This is a genomic window from Photobacterium sp. S4TG1 (assembly GCF_036040035.1).
GTDB lineage: Bacteria > Pseudomonadota > Gammaproteobacteria > Enterobacterales > Vibrionaceae > Photobacterium.
Genome location: NZ_JAYXUH010000002.1, coordinates 419390 through 446092 on the forward strand (window position 1 = coordinate 419390; position 26703 = coordinate 446092).

A 26703-nucleotide genomic window follows, 5' to 3' on the forward strand; every position below is an offset into this window, starting at 1 on the left:
TTACATAGAGATGCTGTGGCAGGTTCTTTCTGCCACAGCCGATATGAGAAAAGGGCTATTTATGAACAGAACTCGATGTCGCTTACCTTGTTTTAAATGGTTTCTAGCTCTGTTATTTTTTTCTTTTCCTGTCGTGGCTGAGCAACCCTATGTTGTTAGTAATTCAGGGTTCTCTCAAGGTCAATTTCAAACTTGTGCTCCGCAAGGACAATATGCTTGCTTTCGTGTTTTTGCTGGGCGTTACGGTGATAATTATATAGGTGGTACTTGTGCTATCCACGATGCTTCATCAACCTATAATTTAGGCGATGTGCAGGTTGCTTATGCTATTGTGAGAGAGTTAGCGGCAGATGATCATGCTGATTTTTGGTTTAATGGACGTCAATTTCAAGTCGCAGGAGGAACCGGTGCAAGACCTTGTGAATTAGGCCGTACAACGTACAGTTATCCCAATACCAATATAGGAGCGGTACCGAATCAGTTTACTATAAGTGCACGAATTTTAGTGAGTGGTATGGGGGAAGCATGGGGAACAATGGATATTTATTATGTTCCCTTTTTCGAAGATTTTGGTGATGCGCCGGATCCCTCAAATGGTACTGGATTAAATAATTATCGAACGAGACGTAGCAATAATGGACCCTCTCACCGTGCAATACGAACTAATTTTAATGTATATCTTGGCGATTCAATACCTGATGATGATGGTAATGGCTTACAAAATGCCACTGCTACTGCCGATGATCTGAATGCGGGGAGCAGTTTTTACGGCATTGCCGCCGATGATGAAAATGGTGTAATTCTTCCCAGTATGAAGTTTTCTGATCCTGATTATACTGCGACTGCAAATGTCACAAATACCTCTGGTTCTAATGCTTATTTATATGCGTGGATTGATTTCGATAATAGCGGAACTTTTGATGTTGATGAGATGGTAACCAATGGGACTGGAACGGGAGGTGCCATTGTTATTAATTCTGGTTTATCAAATAGTTCACAACCATTATTTTGGTCTTCATTAGCAGATTTAACGGCTAACGGTTATTATTTTTCTCGTATTCGTATCAGTTCTTCTTTATTAACAACGACAGCAATAGGTAGTAACGAAGATGGTCGCTCTATAGGGGCTATTAATGTTGCTGGTGAAGTTGAAGATTACCAAATTTGTGTGGGTTGTGTAGATGTTTTGGGGCATATATATGAAGATGTAAACGGCGACAGTGTATTAACCGATAGTGTCGGTCTCAGCGGTATTCCTGTTTATCTTTATACTGATGATGGCGATGGGATTCCTAATGCTGCAGATGGTACGCCAACATATACCACGACAACCGATGCTAATGGTTACTATTATTTTCTTCAAATTCCAGGAGTGACTTATTTTGTCTCCCCTAATGCGCCTTCATCGGGATCGATACTTTCAGAACAAACCTATACTCGAACGCTCAATGATACGGTTAATAATACTTATGTTGCTGGTTTTTGTGATGCTAATGGTGATGGAGTGGCAGATCTTAATCCTACCGCAGTTACTGGGAGTTGTTTTGGTGGCTGGGGTGGCGATCAACCAACAAATAATAGTAATGCTAATTTAGCGTTAAGGGAGCATATTTCTCGCATTGAATTTTCAGCGGATTCTTCTTCTGTTACAGCTGTAGATTTTGCATTTTCTTATAATGTAGTAACGAACACTAATAATAATGGTCAAGGATCTTTATCGCAATTTATCACTAATGCTAATGGCATTAGTGGCGCAAATAATATGCGATTCGTGCCTAGTGTGGTAGCGAATGATAGTGATCCTAATAGTGATTGGTGGGTTGTTTCTCCAGCTACAACATTAGTAACGATAACTGGTACCAATGGTGCTTCAACAACTATAGATGGCACCGCGTATAGCTTTAGTGATGGTATTACAGTTAGAGATACGAATGCTGGCAATATAATGACAGCGCAAACTGTGGGCAGTAGCAATGGCTGTACGGCTGAATCAATACCAGCGATTGCAAAACCTGAATTACAAATAGATATGCCAGTAACTGCCAGTCCTTATACTGCCGAACTATTAATTATAAATGCTGATAATACGACAGTTCGAAATATTTCTTTTACTGGAGGATCGCTGGGGATAAATATTTATTCAGCAGGTATCACTGATACGTTAATAGAAAATAATATATTAGGTATCGATCCGGCTGGTAATGATGATTTAATTGGTGTTGATACCTGTGGTGCATCAATGGGGTGTGCAGGAATTGCGATTGCTCATCCAAGTAACGGTTCTTTAAATGGTGATACAGGTATTATTCGCAACAATATAATTAAAACTGCTCATAATAATATTACTCTCAATAATTTAAATGGTCAGAATACAAGTCTATATTGGCAAATTATACATAATCATTTATTAGGCTCTGTATCCTCTTCTACTACTGCTTATAATAATCTATCTATTCGTTATGGTGTGCCTCGTTATTTGCAAGTTACGGGCAATATATTACGTAGTGCAACGGGAGATGCGATATATCAACGTAATACTTCAAATGTGGCCTTATTCCAGCAAGTTTTCAATAATGATATTCAAACGGCAGCGAGTAATGGTATTCATGTTCAAAGTGGTAACAGTTCACAGATCGAATGTAATCTTATTCATAATAATGGCAACTCTGGTGTATCCATTGACGGTAATACCAATGTCGATGGTTATTTGATTACTAAAAATAGTTTTGAGAATAATGAAAGTAATGCTGTGGACTTACATAATGGCGCAACAGGAGAGGGGGTTTCTCTCAATTCAACTTTATGTAATAACGACACAGGAACTGGGGCAAATAATAACTTAGCTCGGCCACAAATTAATCGAGCTTTTCTTGATGGTGCTATTTTACGATTATTTGGTGATTATTGTGCAACGGGCGATTTTACTTTTGAAGTTTATAGCGCAAGTAGTGGAAACGGTGAATTAGGCTCTGATGGTTTAAATGCTGGTGAAGGGGTTTTATATCTTAATAGTGTTACTGCCGTGAGTGGTGCTGATTTTGATCGAACCTTAACCGTTACTGGACTTACTGAAGGTGATTTTATTACTGCTTTAGCTCAACGAACCACAACGGGTGGTCTTGGCCTATTGCAAGATAGTTCAGAGTTTAGTGCTAACGTTGAAATTGAAATTAATAATAAAGATTGGGGAGATGCTCCTGAATCTCTAGGGTATAACACGTTATATAGTAGTAATGGGCCAAGACATACCGTAACCAGTGATCCTATTTATCTTGGTAATATAGCACCGGATGTAGAGTTTGATGGTTTTGGGGATGGTATTGATAATAACGGCAATGCAACTGATGATGAATCAACCAATATTGCTGACGAAGATGGTGTTAATGGCCCAGCTTATCTTAATGTAACTAATGCTAAAGTGACCTTAAATGTGATGTGTAATGATCATAATGGCACCGCTGATCTTGGTGGTGTTGTTTATGCTTGGATGGATTTTAATAGTGATGGTGATTTTGCGGATAATGGCGAATTCGCAAAAGCTGGGTGTGATGATATTGATAATCTTAGTGACGGCAATACAATGATCATATTTTCTGGCGTCCAAAATCCAGCCTCAATAAATACCAATATTTATACTCGGGTTCGAATCACCAATCAAAATTTAACAAGCAATGATTTTAATGGTGTGATTAGTAATGGCGAAATAGAAGATCATTATATTAAAGTAGAATTATTATTTAGATTAAGCGGTTTTGTCTTTGAAGATAATGGGGTAGGTACTGCTACTGCTCATGATGGTATTTTTGATAATAGTGAGTCAGGTCTTGGTAATAAAACGGTTCGAGTTATATATGATGGCTCAGGTATAGGTGATTATGTTACTGGTGACATTATAACTAGTACCACAACCTCTGGTGATGGCAGCTATACCATTACTATTCCTGTTGAACTTGCTGGTGTAAATCTTATTTTAGAGGTAGTAAAACAAGCAAGCTGGATTGATATTAGTGAAGTTGATACCACACTCATTCCTCAAGTGACAAATATTAGTTTTCTCGATAGCCAAATGTTAATTAATGCTGCCGCGGGTGATGATATTGTTGGACTAAATTTTGGCAAAGTTCGTGTGCCTGTGATGGAACCTGATAATTTTAGCTATATTGAGCCGGGTAAAGGGATTATTTTAAAACATAAATTTATTTCTTATAGCCAAGGTAGTGTTAATTTCTCAGTTATTAATTTAAATGAGAACCCAAATATTAGCAGTTGGAGTGAAATTCTTTATTTAGATAGTAATTGTAATGGGGAAATTGATGCATCAGAAAACCAATTAACAACCACTATTTCAGTTTCTTACCAACAAGAAATTTGTTTACTGAGTAAAGTTTTTGCAGGTGTTGATGCACCAAATAAAGCTCAATATAGTTATGATCTTGAAGCCAATATGAGTTTTGCTGATTTAGCTGGAATTGGGCATGGTGTTACTCGTTCTATTTTAGATTCCGATACTGTTCGTGTCTCTTTTTCTGGTGCTGGTGAATTAAAACTAACGAAAACAGTAACAAATATAACACAGAATACGAGTGCTGGTGTGAGTAATGAAGCACAGCCTGGTGATATTCTTGAATATAAAATTACATTCGAAAATATTACTACAGGAATAATCAATGATATAAAGATAACGGACTCCATTCCAGAACATACCTTATTAAGTCAAACAATAATATGTGCTGATGGTAATGTTCCTAATGGGCTATCTTGTTCTGTTATAACCAATAATGGTAGTAATTTGGCAGGTTTTAAAGGTGATTTTTATTGGTTTATATCAGATGGATTATTACCAGGGATGAGTGGGGAAGTTGTTTATTTTGTTGAAATTGAATAATTATTAAATGTGATGTGCGAAAAATTATGTTTTTTACTACTTATATTGCTAGGGAGAATATCAAGCCTCCACATTTCCTTACTAATTAGAAGCATTTATTACTGTTAATTTGTTTATTCTTTCTTATTATGCAATAAATACTCTAAAAATAAAAACCATTTTGAAATGAATATAATATATTTCTTGTTTTAAATGGTTTTTATTTTGGCATGAATAATGCTCGGATTTATTAGTTGTTCTTTGTTCCATTATATCCATATAAATGACATAAGATTGTTGGGTTGTAAGGGTTGAAATAATTATAGGTATGTTTTCTTTATTAATACTTTGAGGTGTTTATGTTCAAAGGATGGAATATAATAAATGTTTTTGTTTTATTACTTGTTTTTATTAGTAATAGTGCATTAGCAGCCTCTGTTACAGGAACCGTCTTTGAGGACATCACTGGTGATGGATTAACTGATGGTGATGTTACTTTAAATGATAATTCTGGGGATCAACGAGGTTTACCTGGTGTTACTGTAACGATCTATCTAGATGATGGTGATAATTTACCCGATAGTGGAGATACTGTTGTTGCAACCGATCTTACTGATACCAATGGTAATTATTCTTTTACTGGATTAGCTAATGCTGTTTATTGGGTTGCTTCAGATGCCCCAACAACGGCAAGTAATGGTAGTGGGGGCTTGGTTGCGGAACAAACCATTGGTATGGAAGCCCTAAGCACAATTCCGACGCCTTTTGCTATTCAATCATATTGTGCAGATGGTGCTGGCGGCAGTGCTTTAACTACGAATGCCACACACAGTTTTGATGTTTGTTATGGCGGTAAAACAGCAACGGGGACTGATGTTGCAACGGATGCAGGCACTCGTGAGCATATTACGGGATTATATCTTAACTATAATCTGGGTAATTTAAGTTTTGGCTTTAGCTTCAATGTTGTTGTAAACACAGAATTTGATGGTGCTGGTTCTTATCAGCAATTTTTATTAAACGCTAATGCTTATAGTGGTACAAATACAATGCGTTTTGTGCCTGTGGTCCCTCCTAATCGCGCATCGTGGTGGGAAGTCGAAAACCAAGACTTCGACTTTGTAATGGTTGTTTTTCCAACTATTACAGAAGGTAACATCACCATAGATGGTACTGCTCACGATTTTTCTGATGCGACATTACTACGTGATTTAGATTCAACCCTCCTTGGGTCAGCTACTACAGTTGGTGCTGATTGGAATAGCCGTTCAATTAGTCGAGTGGATGCGCCTGATTTTGCTATTAATCATATTGCTGATAATTGTGAGCGGAGTTTTTATCAAGAGCCTGCTGATGAAAGTTCAACATGGACAGGGTGTGCAGGTATTGAATTAGCAGCAAATGTACATAATGTAATTATTCGTGATATTGCTATTTATGCCGATGATAGTGATGCTACAGTTGCTGGGCCTGCTTTTTTTGCTCCTGATGGTATTCAAAATTTTGATTTTACCAATAATGTTATTGGTGTTTTACCAACTGGCTTCGATGCAAATAACCAAATCTATCGTGGTGTGATTATTAATAATGGTATTAATTGGGGGGCTGAACAAGATTACGATACATTCGGGCAAATAGATAATAATTATTTTAATAATACATGGGATGCCGCCATTATTATTTGGTATTTAACGGGTCCAACTGATTCTAGAACTAAATTTGTTATTAGTGATAATTATATTATTAACGTTGATGGCTCTGGAATGGTTTTTGACCGAGGTATGAATGCTTTAACCGTACAAGGAAATTATGTTGATAATGCAGGTTTTGCAGGTATTGATAATGCGGCAGGAAATGCATATTTAGATATTTCACAAAATACTGTCACCAATACCCGTGGATTTTATATTAAAAGTGATAATAACTATGATAATTCACGTAATTCAGAGTGGTACCCTAAATCGGGTATTTCGTTAGGTTATGGTGCTCATATTAATGCTGAATATAATAAGGTGATTAATGGCGCAACAGGTGTAAATGGTATTGATTTAGCTGCTGGTGCTAGTCGAGCAATAAAAGTCAGTCAAAATCAGTTTGGAGGAAATGGTGGTGTTGCGATTGATGTGGGTGAAAATAATGGTATTGATACCACTTCTCACCAAGGTGATAACACTGGGTGTTATTTAGCTACCTATCACGGAACCCCTACAGTAACAGGGCCGAGCATTCCTATTATTACCACGGCAACCATTGATGGTAATACATTAACTGTTACAGGAACTATGTGTAATGGTACTGCAATTCAAGAAAATAGCTATGAATTACAATTTTACGTTATTACATCAGGAGTTGGAGATACTAGTACATCATCAAATACGCCAAGTCCTGTCGGTGGTTGGAGTTTTATGCCCAGCATTGGTAACGAAATAACCGGTCTAACTTATGGTGAGGGTACTGCTTATCTTGGTCGCTTAACCAATCAAACTAATGGGACTTTCAGTGGAACAATAACTGTATCAGGGGTTTCTTCTGGTGCTCAAATAGGTGCTATTGCATTATCAGACAGTAATAGTGCGGGGGCTTTTTATGCAGGTCAGACCTCGGAATTTTCTGCGACTCAAGCGGTCATTTCTACTTCGGCTGATTATGGTGATGCTCCTGATTCCGGTGTTGGTGTGAGTGTCGGTAATTACCGAACTCTTTTTGCTGACAATGGCCCTTCACATATAAGTTCCACATCACTGCTTATTGGTACAAATGCTACAGACGAAGAATCAGATGCTTTGGGTACTGGAGTGACAACAGCTGATGGCGATAATAATAATGCGACAAACGATGAAGATAGTGTATCGAGTTTAACCATAGAAGATACCGCAACAACTTTTACTGAAACTATTGATGTTGTTAATTCAACAGGTTCAATGGCTTATTTGTATGCATGGATTGATTGGGATGATAGTGGTACTTTTGATGTCGATGAATTTGTTTCAAATGGAACGGGTACTGATGGACAAATCGATATTGCAGATGCTGCTACTTCATCATCTTTAAATTGGTCTGGTATTAGTGGATTAAGTGTTGGTGATCAGCATTATCTTCGTATTCGTATATCAGAGACTGAACTTGTATTAGGCGGGGCAAGCGGTGATTTGGAAGATCCGCGTTCGTTTAATATAGGAGGCAGTGGTGAAGTTGAAGATCATGTTATTTCTGTCATTGCAACGCCTCCGCCACCTGCTATTGATACCGATAATGATGGTGTTACTGATGACATTGATATCGATGATGATAATGATGGTATTTTAGACATTGTTGAACTTGAAAGCTGTAAAGATCCGACCGAAGTATCTATTAATTGGGATATAGAGGTTGAGAGAACGATAGCTTCAGTTCTTTCAAAAATCACCAAGGGAGAGCAATTAGTTACAGCTGGTCCCGGTGGTAATATCAGTTCAGCGGGAGGTGCATGGAATTTTAATGCAACAAGTACCGTGAGTAATATCTCTGATGCGGTATCATCTGGCGCTTATCAACAAGGTTCGTTTACTGTTGGCTCCGACCCACTGTATGTGACCAGTTCATTGTATTACACCATCAGTGTTGGATCTTTTGCAGTTTATATTGATGATGATCCTACATTTGGCAGTCCTGATATATTAAGTGATGGTACGACTTATACAACAGCCAATATTTACCTCACAACAGGTGGGCCATCTTATGAAAGCAGCTGGCGTAGAATACCGTTATCTTATGGCGACAACTATGTTCTTCAACCTAATACGACTTATTATGTTCGTTTTTATATGCCAATAACCAACTCATCACATGATTTATTGGGTATTGGTGTTAATTTAGGTTTAACAGGATGTTCTCTTGACCCTGATGGTGATGGCATTTCGAATCATCTTGATCTCGATTCCGATGGAGATGGGATTCCAGATAATATTGAAGCGCAAACAACCCTTGGATACATTCCACCAAATACTGATGATGCAGCAACATATACTGCAAATAACGGTTTAAATTCTGCTTATACTTCAACAAATGGGTTAACGCCTGTTAATACAGATACTACGGATGAACCTGATTATTTAGACCTCGATTCAGATAATCAAGGTGGTGATGATACAGCTGAAGCTGGATTAACATTGTTAGGTACTGTGGGTACAAATGGTTTAGATAATAATTATGATAATGGTGATGATTTTGCCGATGTAAATGGTAGCTTTGATAATACCCAAGCTGATAATTTCCCTGATAATGATGGCGATGTAAATGCTGGTGGAGATGTTGATTGGCGTGATGATCTCATTGCAAAAGATTATGGTGATGCTCCCGATACGGGGGCTGGTGTTGCGACTGGTAATTATCGAACATTAGAAACAGATTCTGGACCATGGCATGAAGTCTCTTCACAGATCTATTTAGGAATGACCAGTGCTGATAATGATACCGGCGTTTTACAAGATAGTTCAGCAACTGCTGATGATAACGATAATATTAATGATGAAGACTCTCCCGCTAGTGTGGCTCTTTATGCGACAAGTACAGGCTTTACACAAAATCAGCTAGTTAATAATGCGAGCGGTTCCGATGCCTATGTATATGCATGGGTCGATTGGAATGAAAACGGTCGATTTGATCGAGATGAGTTTGTTGAAGGTGGAACAGGGAGTGGAGATACTTTAATGATCCCTAATGGGACAACATCAACAACCTTGATGTGGACTTCCTTACCCTCATTGCTTCTCAATGACACTTTTATTATGCGAGTACGTATTAGTGATCAAGTTCTAGCGGATGTATCTACTGGGGCTAATGAGGATCAGCGTTCTTTAGGGGATGGTGGTGTGGGTGAAATAGAAGATCATCAATTAACGGTGACCATAGATCCTTCACTGCCAAGGCTATTATGTGCTGTTTCTGAGCAAGCAAGTACTGGCGCAGAAATTACTACCTTATCTAATTACAATGCCGATCCTGCGGATGGTTTCTCTGGTATGAGTATCGTAGGTGATGAGTTGTATTCAAATGCAGCTAATTCAGCTGGTAGTCCTTTAAAGCGATTTGAACTTGAAATTTTAGAACCTGGGCAAGCCTTTAGTTATCCAATTGGTATTGAAATCGAATTTAGACTGAGAAATTCGGGTGGTGGTGACTCAGATCCCATGTTTTGGCTTACCGATCACTCAAACATGAATGGTGTATTGATTGGGGATAATGCGCTTTGGGTTGGTGCTCATGCAACATGGAATGGCACTAATCAAACCATTAATTATACCAATACACCTGTAAATCCAATGTCAAATACAGCAGGAATGATGACCACATCATTTAAGCGTTATCGAATAAAAATGTACGTACAAAGTGATAATACAACCACAATTCAATTAACGACTATGCAAGACAATGGCGCAATTATTGAAATCTCGCCTGTTCAGACTGGGGTATTAACTGTAAACCCTAATAATGGTATTTATTTTGCTCATACGACACATTTTAATGATCCTGCATCTCAAAATTATGTATTTGGTGGCACAAATTTTGTCGTAAGTGATAGTGGTAATTGTGATTATGGTGACGCTCCTGATAGTGTGGCGGGTACTTCTATCGGTAATTATGAAACGCGTTCAGCAACAGGGGGGCCAGCTCATACTATTGATGGCACGATTTACTTAGGATCTAATGCTCCTGATAAAGATTCTGATGGTTTTTTTGATGGTGTTGATGATAACGGTAATGGTAGTGATGATGATTCTGAAGGTGCAACGCCTGATGATGAAGATGCGATTACCGGAACTTTGAGTTTGTCGAGTAATGATCTTAGTTTTAATATTGCCTGTAATGATTTCAGTGGTGGTAGTGGTGATTTGGGCGCAACGGTTCACGCCTGGGTAGATGCGAATAATAACGGTGATTTTGAAGTTTCTGAATATACCTCAAGCGGTTGTAATGATACATCAGCGACAGTAAATGGTACGGCATCACTTAGCTGGACTGGTTTACAGCGAGTTTCTGGTAACAGTTATATTCGTCTGAGAATTACCGATAGTACGTTGACTGATGCCGACAATGTAGGCAGTGATGATCGAGCTTATGATTCGGTATCTAATGGTGAAGTAGAAGACCACCCTATAACGATTAATCCATTTATTTCTGGTTTCGTTTTTAACGATGATGGAAGTGGTGGTGGTACTATTACTAATGGTATACGTGATGGGACGGAAACGGGCTTAGGAGTCGCTGTTCCGATCATTGCCTATAATACTGCAACAACATCGTGCTACGTAACAACATCAGATCCTACAACAGGTGCATACTTTATTGATTTACCGTCAGTAGGTACTTATAAAGTTTATGAAGCCGCAAATGAATCAGATTTAGTCACTCCAACTTGTCCTCCAACAGTTGGTACGTTAGACCCTGTAACCGGTACTTATATCAATGCAACCATAGCTGACCCTGCAACTTATATGTCAAGTTCTGCGAACGTTGTTGAAGTTAACGCAACTGCAGGGGCGCAACTTACTGTTGATTTTGGCGATTTTAACGTAAGTTCTTTTGATACTTGTGCAACTCCGGCTTATCTGTATCAGGCTGGCGAGCTTAACTCTGTTAATTTAGCTACTGGTGACATTAACCAGTTGGCACCATCGGTTAATGTGGGTACGACTCTTGGCTATTCTATGCACTCAAATACACTCGCCGCGATACAAGGTACGAATACATTAACCATTTTAGATGGTGCTTATAATACTTATTTATTACCCCTAACTAATTCAACTATGCCGAGTAATGCTAATAATGGCGATATTGACGATAATGGTATTTTATATGCGCACAATGGTGGTAATTTCTATTTATTCGATACTAATCCCAATAGTGAAAATTATTTAACCCAAGTTGGAACCTTACCTACAACAAATTTAAATTATGCTGATATTGCTTTTAACCCTATTGATGGCCAGATTTATGCCATTTCAACATCAAGCAATAGATTGTATCGATTTAATCCAATAACAGGTACACGGACATCTTTAGGTCCACTTTCGGGTATCTCTAATGGGCCATTTGGTGCGGCTTATTTTGATGATCAAGGTTATTTTTATATTTCAGAAAATCCATCTCCTGGACGAATCTATCGTATTGATGTTTTAGATGGCTCAAAGGCATCAGGTAATTATACTGCAACACTCTTTTCTCAAACGAACTCTTCAGCTGCAGGAAATGATGGTGCACGTTGTCGTTATGCTCCTGTACCTCTAGATTGGGCGGATGCACCAACAGCGGATGGCTATTTTACTGAATTAGTAAATGATGGACCTCGACACCAAACTGATGTTGGTTTGCCATATTTAGGGGCGAATTTACCTGATAATGAAAATGATGGTCAACCAACAACATTAGCTGATGGTGATGATACTAATGGAATAACACCTGATGATGAAGATGGATTTACTCAACCAACAATAAATTCGATTATTGTCAGCGGCGATACTGTATCGCTAACGGTACCAGTCGTGACATCTGGTAATGATAATCTTTATGGTTGGATAGATTTTGATGCTAACGGTATTTTTGATACTGATGAAAAACAGACCGTTAACGTTACCGTGTCGGGTAATACGCAATTAGATTTTAATGTGCCAACGGACGTGCAGTTGGTGGATACTTTTGTTCGCTTACGTATTTGTTCAAGTACGGAAACTTGTAATGCACCAACGGGGAGTGCGGCAGATGGTGAGGTAGAAGATCATCTTATATCATTAAAACCAGTAGGAGATCTTGAACTTTCTTTAGTAATGGACCCTGGAGTTAATGTAACACTGGGTATCCCATTTAATGTGGTGGTAAGTGTTGAAAATAAAGGTGCAACCATTGCTTATAACACCAAAGTGACGTTACCTATCCCAACAGGATACAGTTTTGTTAAGGCGTATGCCGGTGATGGGGTTACGGAAATTACCACCTATGATCTCATTACAGGAGAGCTTGATTTAGGGGCTATTGGTCTTGGGTTCAATGATTATGCAGTGATCCGTTTAGCACCACAAGATCTCTCTGCTCCTGCCATTAATGCGGAAATTATTGAAACGGGTATTAGTGACATTGACTCTACGCCAAACAATGGTTTTGGTAATGGTGAAGATGATACCGACATAGTAACCCCTATTATTTCTAATACAGTACAACCAAATATTTGTGAAGCCCCCGTTGTATTTGAAGGCGGCGATGCTTATTTAGCTGCAAATGGTGAATATGTTGTGACTCCTAATGCCACCAATCAGCAAGGGTATTTATGGAGTTATGAGTATATTGATTTAAACCAACCTATGTATGCTGAGCTTGCTGTTTATCTCGGAGATAGAACTTGTAATATCGGTTGTCCTACTGGTATTGAAAGTGGTGCTGATGGAATGACGTTTGTGCTATCTGCGGATTCACGAGATCTGAATGCCTTTGGTGCTTTTGGTGGTGGTTTAGGAGTTGGTGATATTTTTGGTGCAACGCCTGTTTCACCATCGGTCGTGTTTGAATTTGATACCTTTGATAATACTTTTATAGGGGCGACAGATGATGCTGTGGGTGGGCAATATATAGACCATACAGGCGTTTATCTTAACGGCGATGTCTATACTCCAGATGCTGCTAATACGCTTATTTCCGCAACCTCAGTTGCGGGAGGAGAGCTGGAAGATGGTCGCTATCATATTGCACAGTTTGAATGGGATCCTTCGACCAATCAGTTTACTTATTATCTCGATGGCATCATGGTTGGTCAGTTTACTCGTGATATTCGTAATGATATTGGTAATAACATGGTGCGGTTTGGCTTTACAGGAAGTACTGGTGCTGGTTATAACCTACAAAAAGGGTGTTTCACTAAAGCGCCTAATGTTTTAGGCAGTGACCTCGGTGATGCTCCTGATACCACTGTTGGTACTGGAACCCGTAACTACACTACCACTTATGAAAATGATGGTGCAGCGCATGTGCAGGCAGATAGTGATGACAACGGATTGATCGACCTACGTATGGGTAACCTGTGGGATGCTGATTTAGGTAATCTGCAAAATATTGGTGCTATTGCTGATGATGATGATAACTTTGACGATGAAGATGGTGTGTCAATAGTGTTAGCTGCCACGAAAGGTGAAAATTTTGATATTACGATAAATGTCGTCGAAGACGCAACGCGAACAAGTAGCGGACAACAGTTATATGCATGGCTTGATTTTAATCTTGATGGGGATTGGGATGATGCAGGCGAACAAATCATTACTGAAGTTTCAGCATCAATAGGTAATAACAGTTTTAGTGTACCGATACCAGCGAGTGCTATTGTTGGTTACAGCTATCTAAGAGTACGTCTGTGCAGTGATGTTGGCTGTGATAGCCCTATTGGTTTAGCTAATGACGGTGAGGTCGAAGATTATCGTGTGTTGGTATCAGATCTAGTTGGAAATAATCAGTGTGATCTTATTGTACAAACACGCTTACCTGTTGCGGCAACAGATTATAGTTACAACTCTTTGAATGTGACGGCCGATCCGATCACGTTTACCGATATTGTTAATCCCATTGCTATTACAAATCAGATCAATGTAAATAATATTAATGCACTAGGGTTTAACCGAGTCAATGGGTTGGTTTACGGCACTTTTACCGATATGTCACAAGCTGATCGAATTCATCATTTATTTGTGACAGATAAAACGGGTACCAGCTTTATTGATTTAGGTGAAATTCGAGCAGAATCTGCTACCACTATTCGTCGTTTACAAGATGGCGAAAGTTTTGATTTTGCGGCTGGTGATTCACTGCGTCATAGCGGCTATAGTTCTACTTCTACTGTATTGAGTGCTCCGACTGCTGGTGATGTCACTGCTGATGGTAATTATCTGATTGTATGGCGCACCTCATGGGATTCCTTGGTTAATATTGATCTTAATACACAGACATTTACAACTGTTCCACTCGATATTGCCACCATGGGCGGGTCATATGGTGGTGGTGCGATTGAGGTAGGTGCTGATTTAGCGATAAGCAGTCAATCAGGACTGGGGTATGCGGTCGATTTAAATGGCGATATGCTCTATGGCATTAATGTGTCGACAGGGGCAGTGACAGCGCAACCATTAACCTACTTTGGTGCAGAGCCAACGGCAGATACCAATGGTAAATTACAAGCGGGTGCGTTGGTGATTGATAATGCGATTAGTCTCTATGCGATGACGAATGGTGGTAATCATGATGCCAACCAAGACGGCACCATTGATTTAAATGAGCGTGCTGTCGTTTATCGTATTAACGTGATGACCCAAGAAGTTGAATATTTGACAGCATCAAATGAGGGCAGTTTGCAAGGTAATGATGGTGCTGGTTGTTATGATTCAACTGACTATGGTGATGCTGCTGTCAGTTATGGTCAAGCCAGTCATGCTTATTTAGATGTTGCATTAGATGGAGCGGCAGATTTAGCCCTTGGTTCTCGCTGGGATCCTGAATTTGCGCAATGGGTAAGTGCTGATGCATCAGGAGATGATACTCATGGTCAGAATGATGAAGATTTGAATATTCCCGCCCAAATTATTGTAGAGACCAGCACTACATTACCGATTCAAGTGGTGGGTAATGGGTTTGTGAGCATTTGGGTTGATTTAAATAATGACGGTGATTTTGCTGATAGCAATGAATTATTAATTAACGATCAAGCTGTTACAGCAGGAAATAATAATATAGCAATAACCTTAGATGCCGCCAGCGCTGAAGGGTTTAACGGTAACACAGTAATGCGAGTGCGTTTATGCTCAGCGGCCAACAGTTGTAATACATTTGATGGTGCCGCCGCTGACGGTGAAGTCGAAGATCATTTATTTGAATTGCTCAATCGGATTGTTTTAAGTGGTGTGGTGTTTGAAGATAATGGTGTTGGTGGTGCAATAGCAGCGCATGATGGTATTCAAGACGGCACTGAAATTGGGTTAGGTAACTTTACCGTCACCGTTACCTTTAATGACACGGGTGTAACAGGGGTAACAACGGGGGATGTGATAGCCACAGATTTTACGTCGGGGGGGGGGAGCTATAAATTTATTCTGGGTGTTGATTTTTCAGGTAAAAATTTATTACTTGATGTAATTAAACAAGCTGATTGGATAGATATTAGCGAGGCTAATGTTACCGCTATTCCACAAGTGACGAGTAACAGTGTGATTGATAGTCAGATGACCATTAACGCCAGTGCGGGGGATGATATCAGTGGTCTTGATTTTGGTAAGGTACGTGAGCCAAGAATGGAGCCGGATAATTTCAGTGAAGTTGAGCCTGGTAAATCAGTGTTATTTCCCCATAAATTTACAGCAGCGACTGCGGGGAGTGTGAACTTTTCCATTATTAATCCAGAAGCGGCTCCAGCTAACGATAGCTGGAATAGTGTTCTTTATTTAGATAATGACTGTAATGGTGAAATCGATGGTGCTGATGCTCAAATAATTAATCCAGTTGCAGTGAATGGCAATACGGCGGTTTGTTTACTCAGTAAAGTGTTTGTGCCTGCGGATGCGCCATTAAATGGCCAATATCATTATGATATTGCTGCTGATATGATTTTTGCGGACAGTACAGGTACTGGACATGGTATTACGCGACAAGTGCTAGATAAAGACACCGTCAGAGCAACATTCCGTGGTGCTGGAGAGTTAAAGTTAGAGAAAACAGTACGTAATATTACTCAAGGTACGGCGGTAGGGATAAGTAATAATGGTCGTCCTGGGGATATATTAGAATACGTTATAACCTTTACTAACGTAGGAGATGGAGATTTAACGGAAGTGAGTATTTTTGATAGTACACCAAGTTATACAGAATTATCCCAAGCTATAGATTGTACCTCGGGTAGTGTACCAGCCTCGCTCACTTGTGCGCCTGTGACTGTAAATGGAACAAATGCAGTGGGGTATGAAGGTGAAGTACGATGGAAAATGACTGGAGCATTAAATCCAGGTGAAACTGGAACCGTTATTTATCAAGTTACTATAAAATAGTGAAACTGTACTAATGTCGCTAATTACAAGTATTAGTTATTATTTTTATTCAATAGTAAATAGATTTATATAAGAATGCTATGGTGATTAATCTCATCATATTCCTTCCTTTAATTATCGATACTAGTTAGCCTGATAGCAAAATATTAATAAATGCAGGTGGGAGTTTTAATCTTTTATTATCGTTATTTTTATTTTATCGTAGGAATCAGAATATTTAAAAGTATGACCGCTCTTATTAAAATTAAAGTACGGCTCCAATTTGATATTCTTGTTATGCAATGCATCCTCTAAAAATAAAAACCATTTTGAAATAAGCATAATATATTGCTTGTTTTAAAATGGTTTTTTTTTGGCATGGATGATGCTTAGTTATTAGATGAGATGAATATAACAGTTTAATTTTTTGTTTACAGGTATGAGTTACATAGGAAGTACATATGGTAAGTCGGTATTTATAGTTATTTTTAAATAGCATACATGAAGTAAGGATATAGCATGTTTTATAAGAACTTAAAAAAAATAAGTCTAAATAGATTGTTGATTAGTGTTCTATTTATAACTTCAGTATTGTTTATTTATAAAAATATTTTTCATAAAAATGAAATAGAAAGAATTGTTTTAGTTGATCTTAACGTTGAAAATAAGAAATATTTTACTTTATCTGGTATGAAATATTTCGAAATAGATAGTCTTAAATTGATTAATGACAAATTAAAAGATAATAAATACGATGTGATTGATCTTGTTTCTCATGGTGAAAATGGCCAAATCATATTAAATAAAGAGATTTTAACACTTGAGAATATTGATGATTATAAAAGCCAATTAAATTTTATTGGTGAGAAATTATCTGCTTCTGGCCATATTAATATTTTGGGTTGTGATGTAGCAAAAAATGAGGATGGTAAAGCATTAATTGATAAAATTGCTGAATATACAGGGGCATCTGTTGCAGCTTCAATTAATTCGACAGGGAATAAAATTAAAGGTGGTGATTGGAATTTAGAATATATTACACATGAAAAATCTAAATACTTATCCTCTCTTCCGACTATTTATGAAAATTATTCAGGCATTCTTTATGATCCGGCAACTTATGATCCATTAACGGTCGATACCGATCTTGATGGTGTTATGGATGCTGTTGATATTGATGATGATAATGATGGAATATTAGATACAGTAGAGGGATATTCTTGTTCTAATACTCCTATTTTTGAAAGTGCTTGGGATATAAAAGTTTATCAAGGTGGTAGTGGGCCAAGCTGTGGTGACCAACTTGGGATTGCGTCAGTAACAGAGATTGCATCGGGCACGATGGATGAGTTCCCTGGGGAATTAAGAGTTGATTGGTATAATGCTGGAGCATCTACGTTATTATCAACATTAAATAATAATGGCGGTAATGTAACTGGCTCTAATCCAACAGGAACGCATTGGATTGTTCGTCATGAGCACACCTTTAATGCTGGTGAAACCGGGGTTTATGATCTTCTACCATCAGGGACGACTCACGATAGTAAAATGGGTATAAAAATAGCTGCTGATGGTACGGAAACTGTTTTATTTTGTACTGCTGCATGGACACAACCTTCTCCTGGGGTAACGAATATTCAATTCGACGAGGGGGATAAATTACGTTTATATATTAATGAATATGCCGGAGGGAATCAGGGATTAACCATTAATCTTGGCGGTGCTTCTGGGCAAACGTATTGTACACCAACATCGATGATCGATTCCGATAATGATGGCATCCCTAATCATTTAGACTTAGATTCTGATGGAGATGGTATTCCTGATAATATCGAAGCGCAGACAACCACGAGTTATATTTCTTCTAATAATGATAACCCTGCAAATTACGCAGCAAATAATGGTTTAAATACAGCTTATACTCCAACAAGTGGGTTAACACCCGTCAATACAGATACTACTGACAATCCAGATTATTTAGACTTGAATTCTGATAATCAAGGTGGTGACGATACTACTGAAGCGGGGTTAACACTTTCTGGAATTGTTGGCGATAATGGCTTAGATAATAACTATGATAATGGTGATGATTACATTGATGTAAACGGAAGTTTTGATAATACTCAAACTGATAATTTCCTCGATTCAGATAATGATGTCACAGGTTATGGTGATGTCGAATTTCGTGATGTTGTTGCCAGTTGTGATGTTTCAGGCTTAGCGGGAGCAACACCCAAAACGGCTACAGAATTTATCACTATCAATGGTACGCCGCTTCGAATTGATCATATTGCATCAGGTGGTAATGGGGTTGGATACAATGATGGTCGTCAATCATATCAATACACGTCTTATTCATGTGGTGGGACATTTCCTTTTATGCATGTCAATGACGGTAGTAGCGGAGAATATTGTAATTATAAAGACTATCTAATTAGTAATGTAACGGGTAGTGGAGCAACGGCAGATCCTTATATTATATGGTCTTCACGTTATTGGGATCGTAATGGTAATAACTTGTTTGATAATAGTGATATTCGTATTGTGACGAAAATTACTTACATCAATGGCGATGAATTTTTCGATCAACAATATTGTATTGACTCAGCAGATGGTTCAAATAATTCTAGTATTGGTTTATCACAAGGGTTTGATACCTATTTAAACGGTGGTGATGCAGGCGCTGCATTTGCGATTCCATATAATTCAGCAAATTATCAACCAGATACAGGACCATATTCATTAGTCGGTGTAACCAAAAACTATACTGCGACTGATCAATTTATGGGATATATGGAATTAGATAAGTCTTGGGATCGTTATTTTTCTGGTCCATATTCCACCATGATTGGATCTAATTTAAATGCGGCACCATTTTTACTCGATAACACTTTAAATACTAATCCTGGCACCGATAATGGTATTGGAGTGCAATGGGGGCTTGGTGTTATTAATGATGCTTCTGTTCATTCTGTTCGTTTGTTATTTAGTACATTAGGTGGCGCGATATTTCAAGCGGATGAGTATGATTTAGGTGATGCGCCAGATACATCTACTGGAACCACTACGGGTGATTATCAAACATTATATGATGATGGTGGTGCAGGCCATGCTTTTAATGATACTGATACAGATAATCAAAATGATATTGTATTAGGTACGTTATGGGATAGTGATGACGGGACATTACAAAATATCGCGGCAAATGCAGATGATATATTAGACAGTGATGATGAAGATGGTGTTAGTTGGGTTAATAGCTTTGTTCGTGGTGGTAATAGTGTTCTTTCAATAACAATAACAAAAGATCCTGAATCAACGTTAACCGGCTTACGATTATATGCATGGGCTGATTGGAATCAAGACGGTGATTGGCTTGATAGTGATGAACAGGTTATTTCCGATATAGCAGCGACGAGTTCTACTCAAAGTTATACGATAGCTGTTCCGATAAATGCAATACTTGGCAATACTTATTTACGTGTTCGAGTTTGTTCTGATGCTGATTGTAATTCATCTATAGGGCTTGCAGGTGATGGTGAGGTAGAAGATTATCTCATTACCGCTGTTGCACAACAAATCTCAGGCTTTGTATTTGATGATGATGGAGATGGTGGTGGTACGCCAACAAATGGTATTAAAGATGGAACTGAAACTGGGTTAGGTATTGGAGTCCCGATCGTTGCCTACAATCCCTCGACAGGCCTATGTTATGCAACGACGGCAGATGCAACAACGGGAGCATATACTCTAACTGTTGGGGCTACGGGCACTTATAAAGTCTATGAAACTATTAATGAAACCAATATTGCGTCTCCAACTTGTCCACCAACGGCGCCTATATTAGATACCAATACAGGTAGTTATGCTGGCGGTACTATAGGGGATCCTGCCACGTATCAATCGAGCAGTGCCAATGTTAAGACGGTTACAGCAATAGGTGGCGCTTTAACTGATATAAACTTTGCTGATTTTGTGATTAACTCCTTTGATATTTGTTCATCTTCCGCTTATTTGACTCAAAGTAGCGGTGGTGTTAGCCAATTAAATGCCATTAATTTAGCGACAGGATCGGTTAATTTATTGACGTCACCCGTAACTGCTGGTTCTGGTGTCGGATATTCAATGGTGACAAATACACTGGCTGGAATACAAGGAACGAATACTTTAAATCTATTTGATAATGCCTATAACAGTCATTCATTACCTATCTCTAATTCAACAATGCCAAGTGCTGCTAATAATGGTGATATTGATGATAATGGGATTTTATATGCGCATAAGAGCGGTAATTTCTATTTATTTGATACCAATCCAAACAGTGAAACCTATTTAACTCAAGTTGGCATTTTACCAACGACAAATTTAAATTATGCTGATATTGCGTTTAATCCGGTTGATGGTTTTATTTATTCTGTTCCAAGCAATAATTCACGAACACTATATCGATTTGATCCTACGACAGGTGCTCGTACTTCATTGGGCGTATTACCTGGAATCGCTAATGGACCATATGGTGCGATGTATTTTGATGATCAAGGGTATTTCTATATTTCAGAAAATCCCAATCCCGGCCGAATCTATCGTGTTGATGTATTGAATGGATCAAAGCCTGCGGGCAGTTATACCGCTACTCTTTTTTCTCAAACGAATGCATCAGCTGCTGGTAATGATGGTGCGCGTTGTCGTTATGCTCCAGTACCTCTAGATTGGGCTGATGCACCGACTTCAGATGGCTATTTCACTGAATTGACAGAAGATGGACCTCGACATCAAACTGAGGTTGGTTTGCCATATTTAGGAGCTAACATGCCTGATAATGAAAATGATGGTCAGCCAACAATGGCAGCTGATGGTGATGATACTAATGGAATAACACCCGATGACGAAGATGGATTTATTCAACCAACAATCAATACGATTCTCGTCAGTGGCGATACTGTGTCGTTAACTGTGCCAGTGGTGACTTCAGGCAATGATAATTTATATGGTTGGGTTGATTTTGATACCAGTGGTACTTTTGATGCTGATGAAAAACAAACGGCTAACGTTATAGCTTCAGGTAATGCATTACTTAATTTCACCGTCCCTGCTGATGTACAAATTATGGATAGCTATGTACGTTTACGGATTTGTTCGAGCTCGGAAACGTGTGATAGTCCAACTGGAAGTTCAGGTGATGGTGAAGTTGAAGATCATATGATTTCATTAAAACCACCGGGGGATTTGGCATTAACGTTAGCGATGGATCCTAGTGTGAATGTAACCTTAGGTATTCCATTTAATGTGGTGGTTAGTGTTGAAAACATGGGGTCAACGGTAGCACTTAATACCAAAGTAACGCTTCCTATTCCGGCAGGGTACAGCTTTGTTAAAGCTTATGCTGGTGATGGTGTTACAGAAATAACCACGTATGATTCATTAACGGGAGAACTAGATCTCGGTGCCATAGGGTTAGGTTTTGATGATTATGCCGTTATTCGTTTAGCTCCTCAGTCACTTACGGCACCTGCAATCAATGCCGAAATCATAGCAACCAGTATCAACGATAATGATTCAATCCCTAATAACGGTTTTGGTAATGGTGAAGATGATACCGACATAGTAACCCCTATTATTTCTAATACAGTACAACCTAATATTTGTGAAGCCCCCGTTGTATTTGAAGGCGGCGATGCTTATTTGGCCGCAAATGGTGAATATGTTGTAACGCCTAATATGACTAATCAACAAGGGTATTTGTGGAGTTATGAGTATATTGATTTAAATCAACCTATGTATGCCGAACTGGCTGTGTATCTAGGTGATAGATCTTGTAATACCGGTTGTCCCAATGGCATTGAGAGTGGTGCTGATGGTATGACGTTTGTGCTATCTGCGGATTCACGAGATCTGAATGCCTTTGGTGCTTTTGGTGGTGGGTTAGGAGTTGGTGATATTTTTGGTGCAACGCCTGTTTCACCATCGGTCGTGTTTGAATTTGATACCTTTGATAATACTTTTATAGGAGCGACAGATGATGCTGTGGGTGGGCAATATATAGACCATACAGGCGTTTATCTTAATGGCGATGTCTATACTCCAGATGCTGCTAATACGCTTATTTCCGCAACCTCAGTTGCGGGAGGAGAGCTGGAAGATGGTCGCTATCATATTGCACAGTTTGAATGGGATCCTTCGACCAATCAGTTTACTTATTATCTCGATGGCATCATGGTTGGTCAGTTTACTCGTGATATTCGTAATGATATTGGTAATAACATGGTGCGGTTTGGTTTTACGGGCAGCACTGGAGATGGTTATAACCTTCAAAAAGGGTGTTTTACTAAAGCGCCTAATGTATTAGGGAGTGATTTAGGTGACGCACCTGATACCACTGTTGGCACTGGAATAAATAACTACACCACGACTTATGAAAATGATGGTGCGGCACATGTACAGGTTGACAGTGATGATAATGGCTTTATCGATTTACGTATGGGTAATTTGTGGGATGCTGATTTAGGTGATCTGCAAAATATTGGTGCGATTGCTGATGATGATGATAACTTTGATGATGAAGATGGCGTGACGGTTGTTTTATCAGCGACGAAAGGTGAAAACCTTGATATTACTGTAAATGTTGCTGAAGATGCGGCACGCACCAGTACAGGACAACGTTTATATGCATGGCTTGATTTTAATCTTGATGGGGATTGGGATGATGCAGGCGAACAAATCATTACCGAAGTTTCAGCATCAATAGGTAATAACAGTTTTAGTGTACTGATACCAGCGAGTGCTATTGTTGGTTACAGTTATTTACGGGTTCGCTTATGTAGTGATGTCGGTTGTGATAGTCCCGTCGGCTTAGCTAACGATGGTGAAGTCGAAGATTATCGCGTATTGATATCAGATCTTGTGGGCAATAATCAGTGTGATCTTATTGTACAAACACGCTTACCTGTTGCGGCAACAGATTATAGTTACAACTCTTTGAATGTGACGGTCGATCCGATCACGTTTACCGATATTGTTAATCCCATTGCTATTACAAATCAGATTAATGTAAATAATATTAATGCATTAGGGTTTAATCGGGTCAATGGGTTGGTTTACGGTACCTTTACAGATATGTCCCAAACTGATCGAATTCATCATTTATTTGTGACAGATAAAACGGGTACCAGCTTTATTGATTTAGGTGAAATTCGGGCTGAATCAGCAACGACTATTCGTCGTTTACAAGATGGTGAAAGTTTTGATTTTGCGACAGGCGATTCATTACGCCATAGTGGATATAGCTCCACTTCCACCGTATTGAGCGCCCCGACCGCAGGTGATGTAACAGCTAATGGTAATTATCTGATTGTATGGCGAACTGTATGGGATTCATTGGTTAAGATTGATCTTAATACACAGACATTTACGACGGTTCCGCTAGACATTGCAACTATGGGCGGGTCATATGGTGGTGGTGCGATTGAGGTAGGTGCTGATTTAGCGATAAGCAGTCAATCAGGGCTGGGCTATTTGGTCGATCTCAATGGCGATAACCTTTATATCGTGAATCTATCTACGGGGGCTGTTACAGCACAACCACTGACTTATTTTGGTGCAGAGCCAACCTTAGATACCAATGGCAAACTACAAGCGGGAGCCTTAGTTATTGATAACGCAATTAGTCTTTATGCGATGACGAATGGTGGTAATCATGATGCAAACCAAGATGGTACCATCGACTTAAATGAGCGTGCCGTCGTTTATCGTATTAACGTGATGACCCAAGAAGTTGAATATTTGACAGCATCAAATGAAGGTAGTTTGCAAGGTAATGATGGTGCTGGTTGTTATGATTCGACTGATTATGGTGATGCAGCTGCAACATATGGCCAAGCCAGCCATGCTTATTTAGATGCGGCATTAGATGGTGTGGCAGATTTAGCGCTTGGCTCTCGTTGGGATCCTGAATTTACACAATGGATCAGTGCTGATGCAACAGGGGATGATACCCATGGGCAGGATGATGAAGATTTAGTGATACCCGCTCAAATCATTGTAGAAACCAGCACCACATTACCGATTCAAGTAGTGGGTAATGGGTTTGTGAGTATTTGGGTCGATTTAAATAATGATGGTGATTTTGCAGATAGCAATGAATTATTAATTAATGATCAAGCTGTTACAGCAGGAAATAATAATATAGCAATAACGTTAGATGCTGCCAGTGCCGAAGGGTTTAATGGCAATACTGTGATGCGAGTGCGTCTGTGCTCTAGTGCTAACAGCTGTAATACCTTTGATGGTGCAGCCGTTGATGGTGAAGTCGAAGATCATTTATTTGAATTGCTCAATAGGATTGTTTTAAGTGGCGTGGTGTTTGAAGATAATGGTGTTGGTGGTGCAATAGCAGCGCACGATGGTATTCAAGACGGCACTGAAATGGGTTTAGGTAACTTTACTGTTACCGTAACTTTTAATGATGCTGGTGTTACGGGAATGACGACGGGTGATGTGATAGCCACGGACATTACGTCGGGGGATGGTAGCTATAAATTTATTCTGGGAGTTGATTTTTCAGGTAAAAACTTACTACTAGATGTGATTAAACAAGCGGATTGGATTGATATTAGTGAAGCTAATGTCACTGCGATCCCACAAGTGACCAGTACCAGTGTGATTGATAGTCAGATGGCTGTTAACGCCAGTGCGGGGGATGATATCAGTGGTCTTGATTTTGGTAAGGTACGTGAGCCAAGAATGGAACCCGATAATTTTAGTGAAGTTGAACCCGGAAAGGCAGTATTATTCCCACATAAGTTTACAGCTGCAACCTCGGGGAGTGTGAACTTTTCCATTATAAATCAAGAGGTCGCTCCAGCAAATGACGGTTGGAGTACCATTCTTTATTTAGATAATAATTGTAATGGAATAATAGATGGTGCGGATGCTCAAGTTATTAATCCGACAGTAGTAAATGGTAATACAGCAGTATGTTTACTAAGTAAAGTGTTTGTGCCAGCGAATGCGCCACTTAATGCTCAATATCATTACGATATAGCAGCAGATATGATTTTTAGTGATAGTGCGGGAATGGGACACGGTATTGCGCGTCAAGTGTTAGATAAAGACACCATTAGAGCGACGTTCCGTGGTGCCGGCGAGTTAAAGCTTGAGAAAACGGTACGAAATATTACTCAAGGAACGGCTGTTGGAGTGAGTAATAATGGCCGCCCTGGGGATATATTGGAATACGTTATAACCTTTACTAACGTTGGAGATGGTGATCTAACTGAATTAAGTATTTTTGATAGTACGCCAAGTTATACGGGGCTCTCTCAAGCAATAGATTGTACCTCGGGTAATGTGCCAACGTCACTCACTTGTATACCTGTTACTACTAATGGGGCAAATATTGTAGATTATGAGGGGGAGGTGCGCTGGAATATGATGGGCGCTTTAGCTCCAGGAGATCAAGGAACCGCTGTTTATTTAATAAAAATAAAATAACATCATCATTGACTAATATTTTAGGAAAGAACCATACGATAAAATATCGACATGGTTCTTTTTTACATTGATAAATGTAGTATGTGTTAAATATAAAACAGTTGTTGTTTAATTAAGAAATTAATCAATAAAGTTATCAAATAAATTGATATTTAATAATCGTTTTCACATCAGAAGTTGGTATTGGATTTATTTTAAGTTAAGTTGTTATTTTCATAATACACGCTATGTAAAATGTTCTACTTTTAAAAACATTATCTTATGGTTCAATAGTTATAACTTTATATTTTTGATTTTGACTTTTCATTTCGCATTTAAATAATG

3 protein-coding genes are annotated in these 26703 nt (G+C 38.9%); all 3 read left to right on the forward strand.

Annotated features, from left to right (window positions below; translation table 11 throughout):
• Positions 1 to 61 precede the first annotated feature (61 nt).
• The 3 genes from VXS03_RS05355 (at position 62) to VXS03_RS05365 (ending at position 26379) form a co-directional block, all read left to right on the forward strand.
• Positions 62 to 4885, forward strand: coding sequence for a GEVED domain-containing protein (locus VXS03_RS05355; RefSeq protein WP_327762405.1), 4824 nt, complete (start codon positions 62 to 64; stop codon positions 4883 to 4885).
• Positions 4886 to 5223: 338 nt separating this feature from the next.
• On the forward strand, positions 5224 to 16911 hold the full coding sequence (locus VXS03_RS05360) for a GEVED domain-containing protein (protein WP_327762406.1): 11688 nt from the start codon (positions 5224 to 5226) through the stop codon (positions 16909 to 16911).
• Positions 16912 to 17409: 498 nt separating this feature from the next.
• Positions 17410 to 26379 carry a GEVED domain-containing protein gene (locus tag VXS03_RS05365; protein ID WP_327762407.1) on the forward strand — a complete coding sequence of 2990 codons (8970 nt, stop codon included), beginning with the start codon at positions 17410 to 17412 and terminating at the stop codon, positions 26377 to 26379.
• Positions 26380 to 26703: the final 324 nt, after the last annotated feature.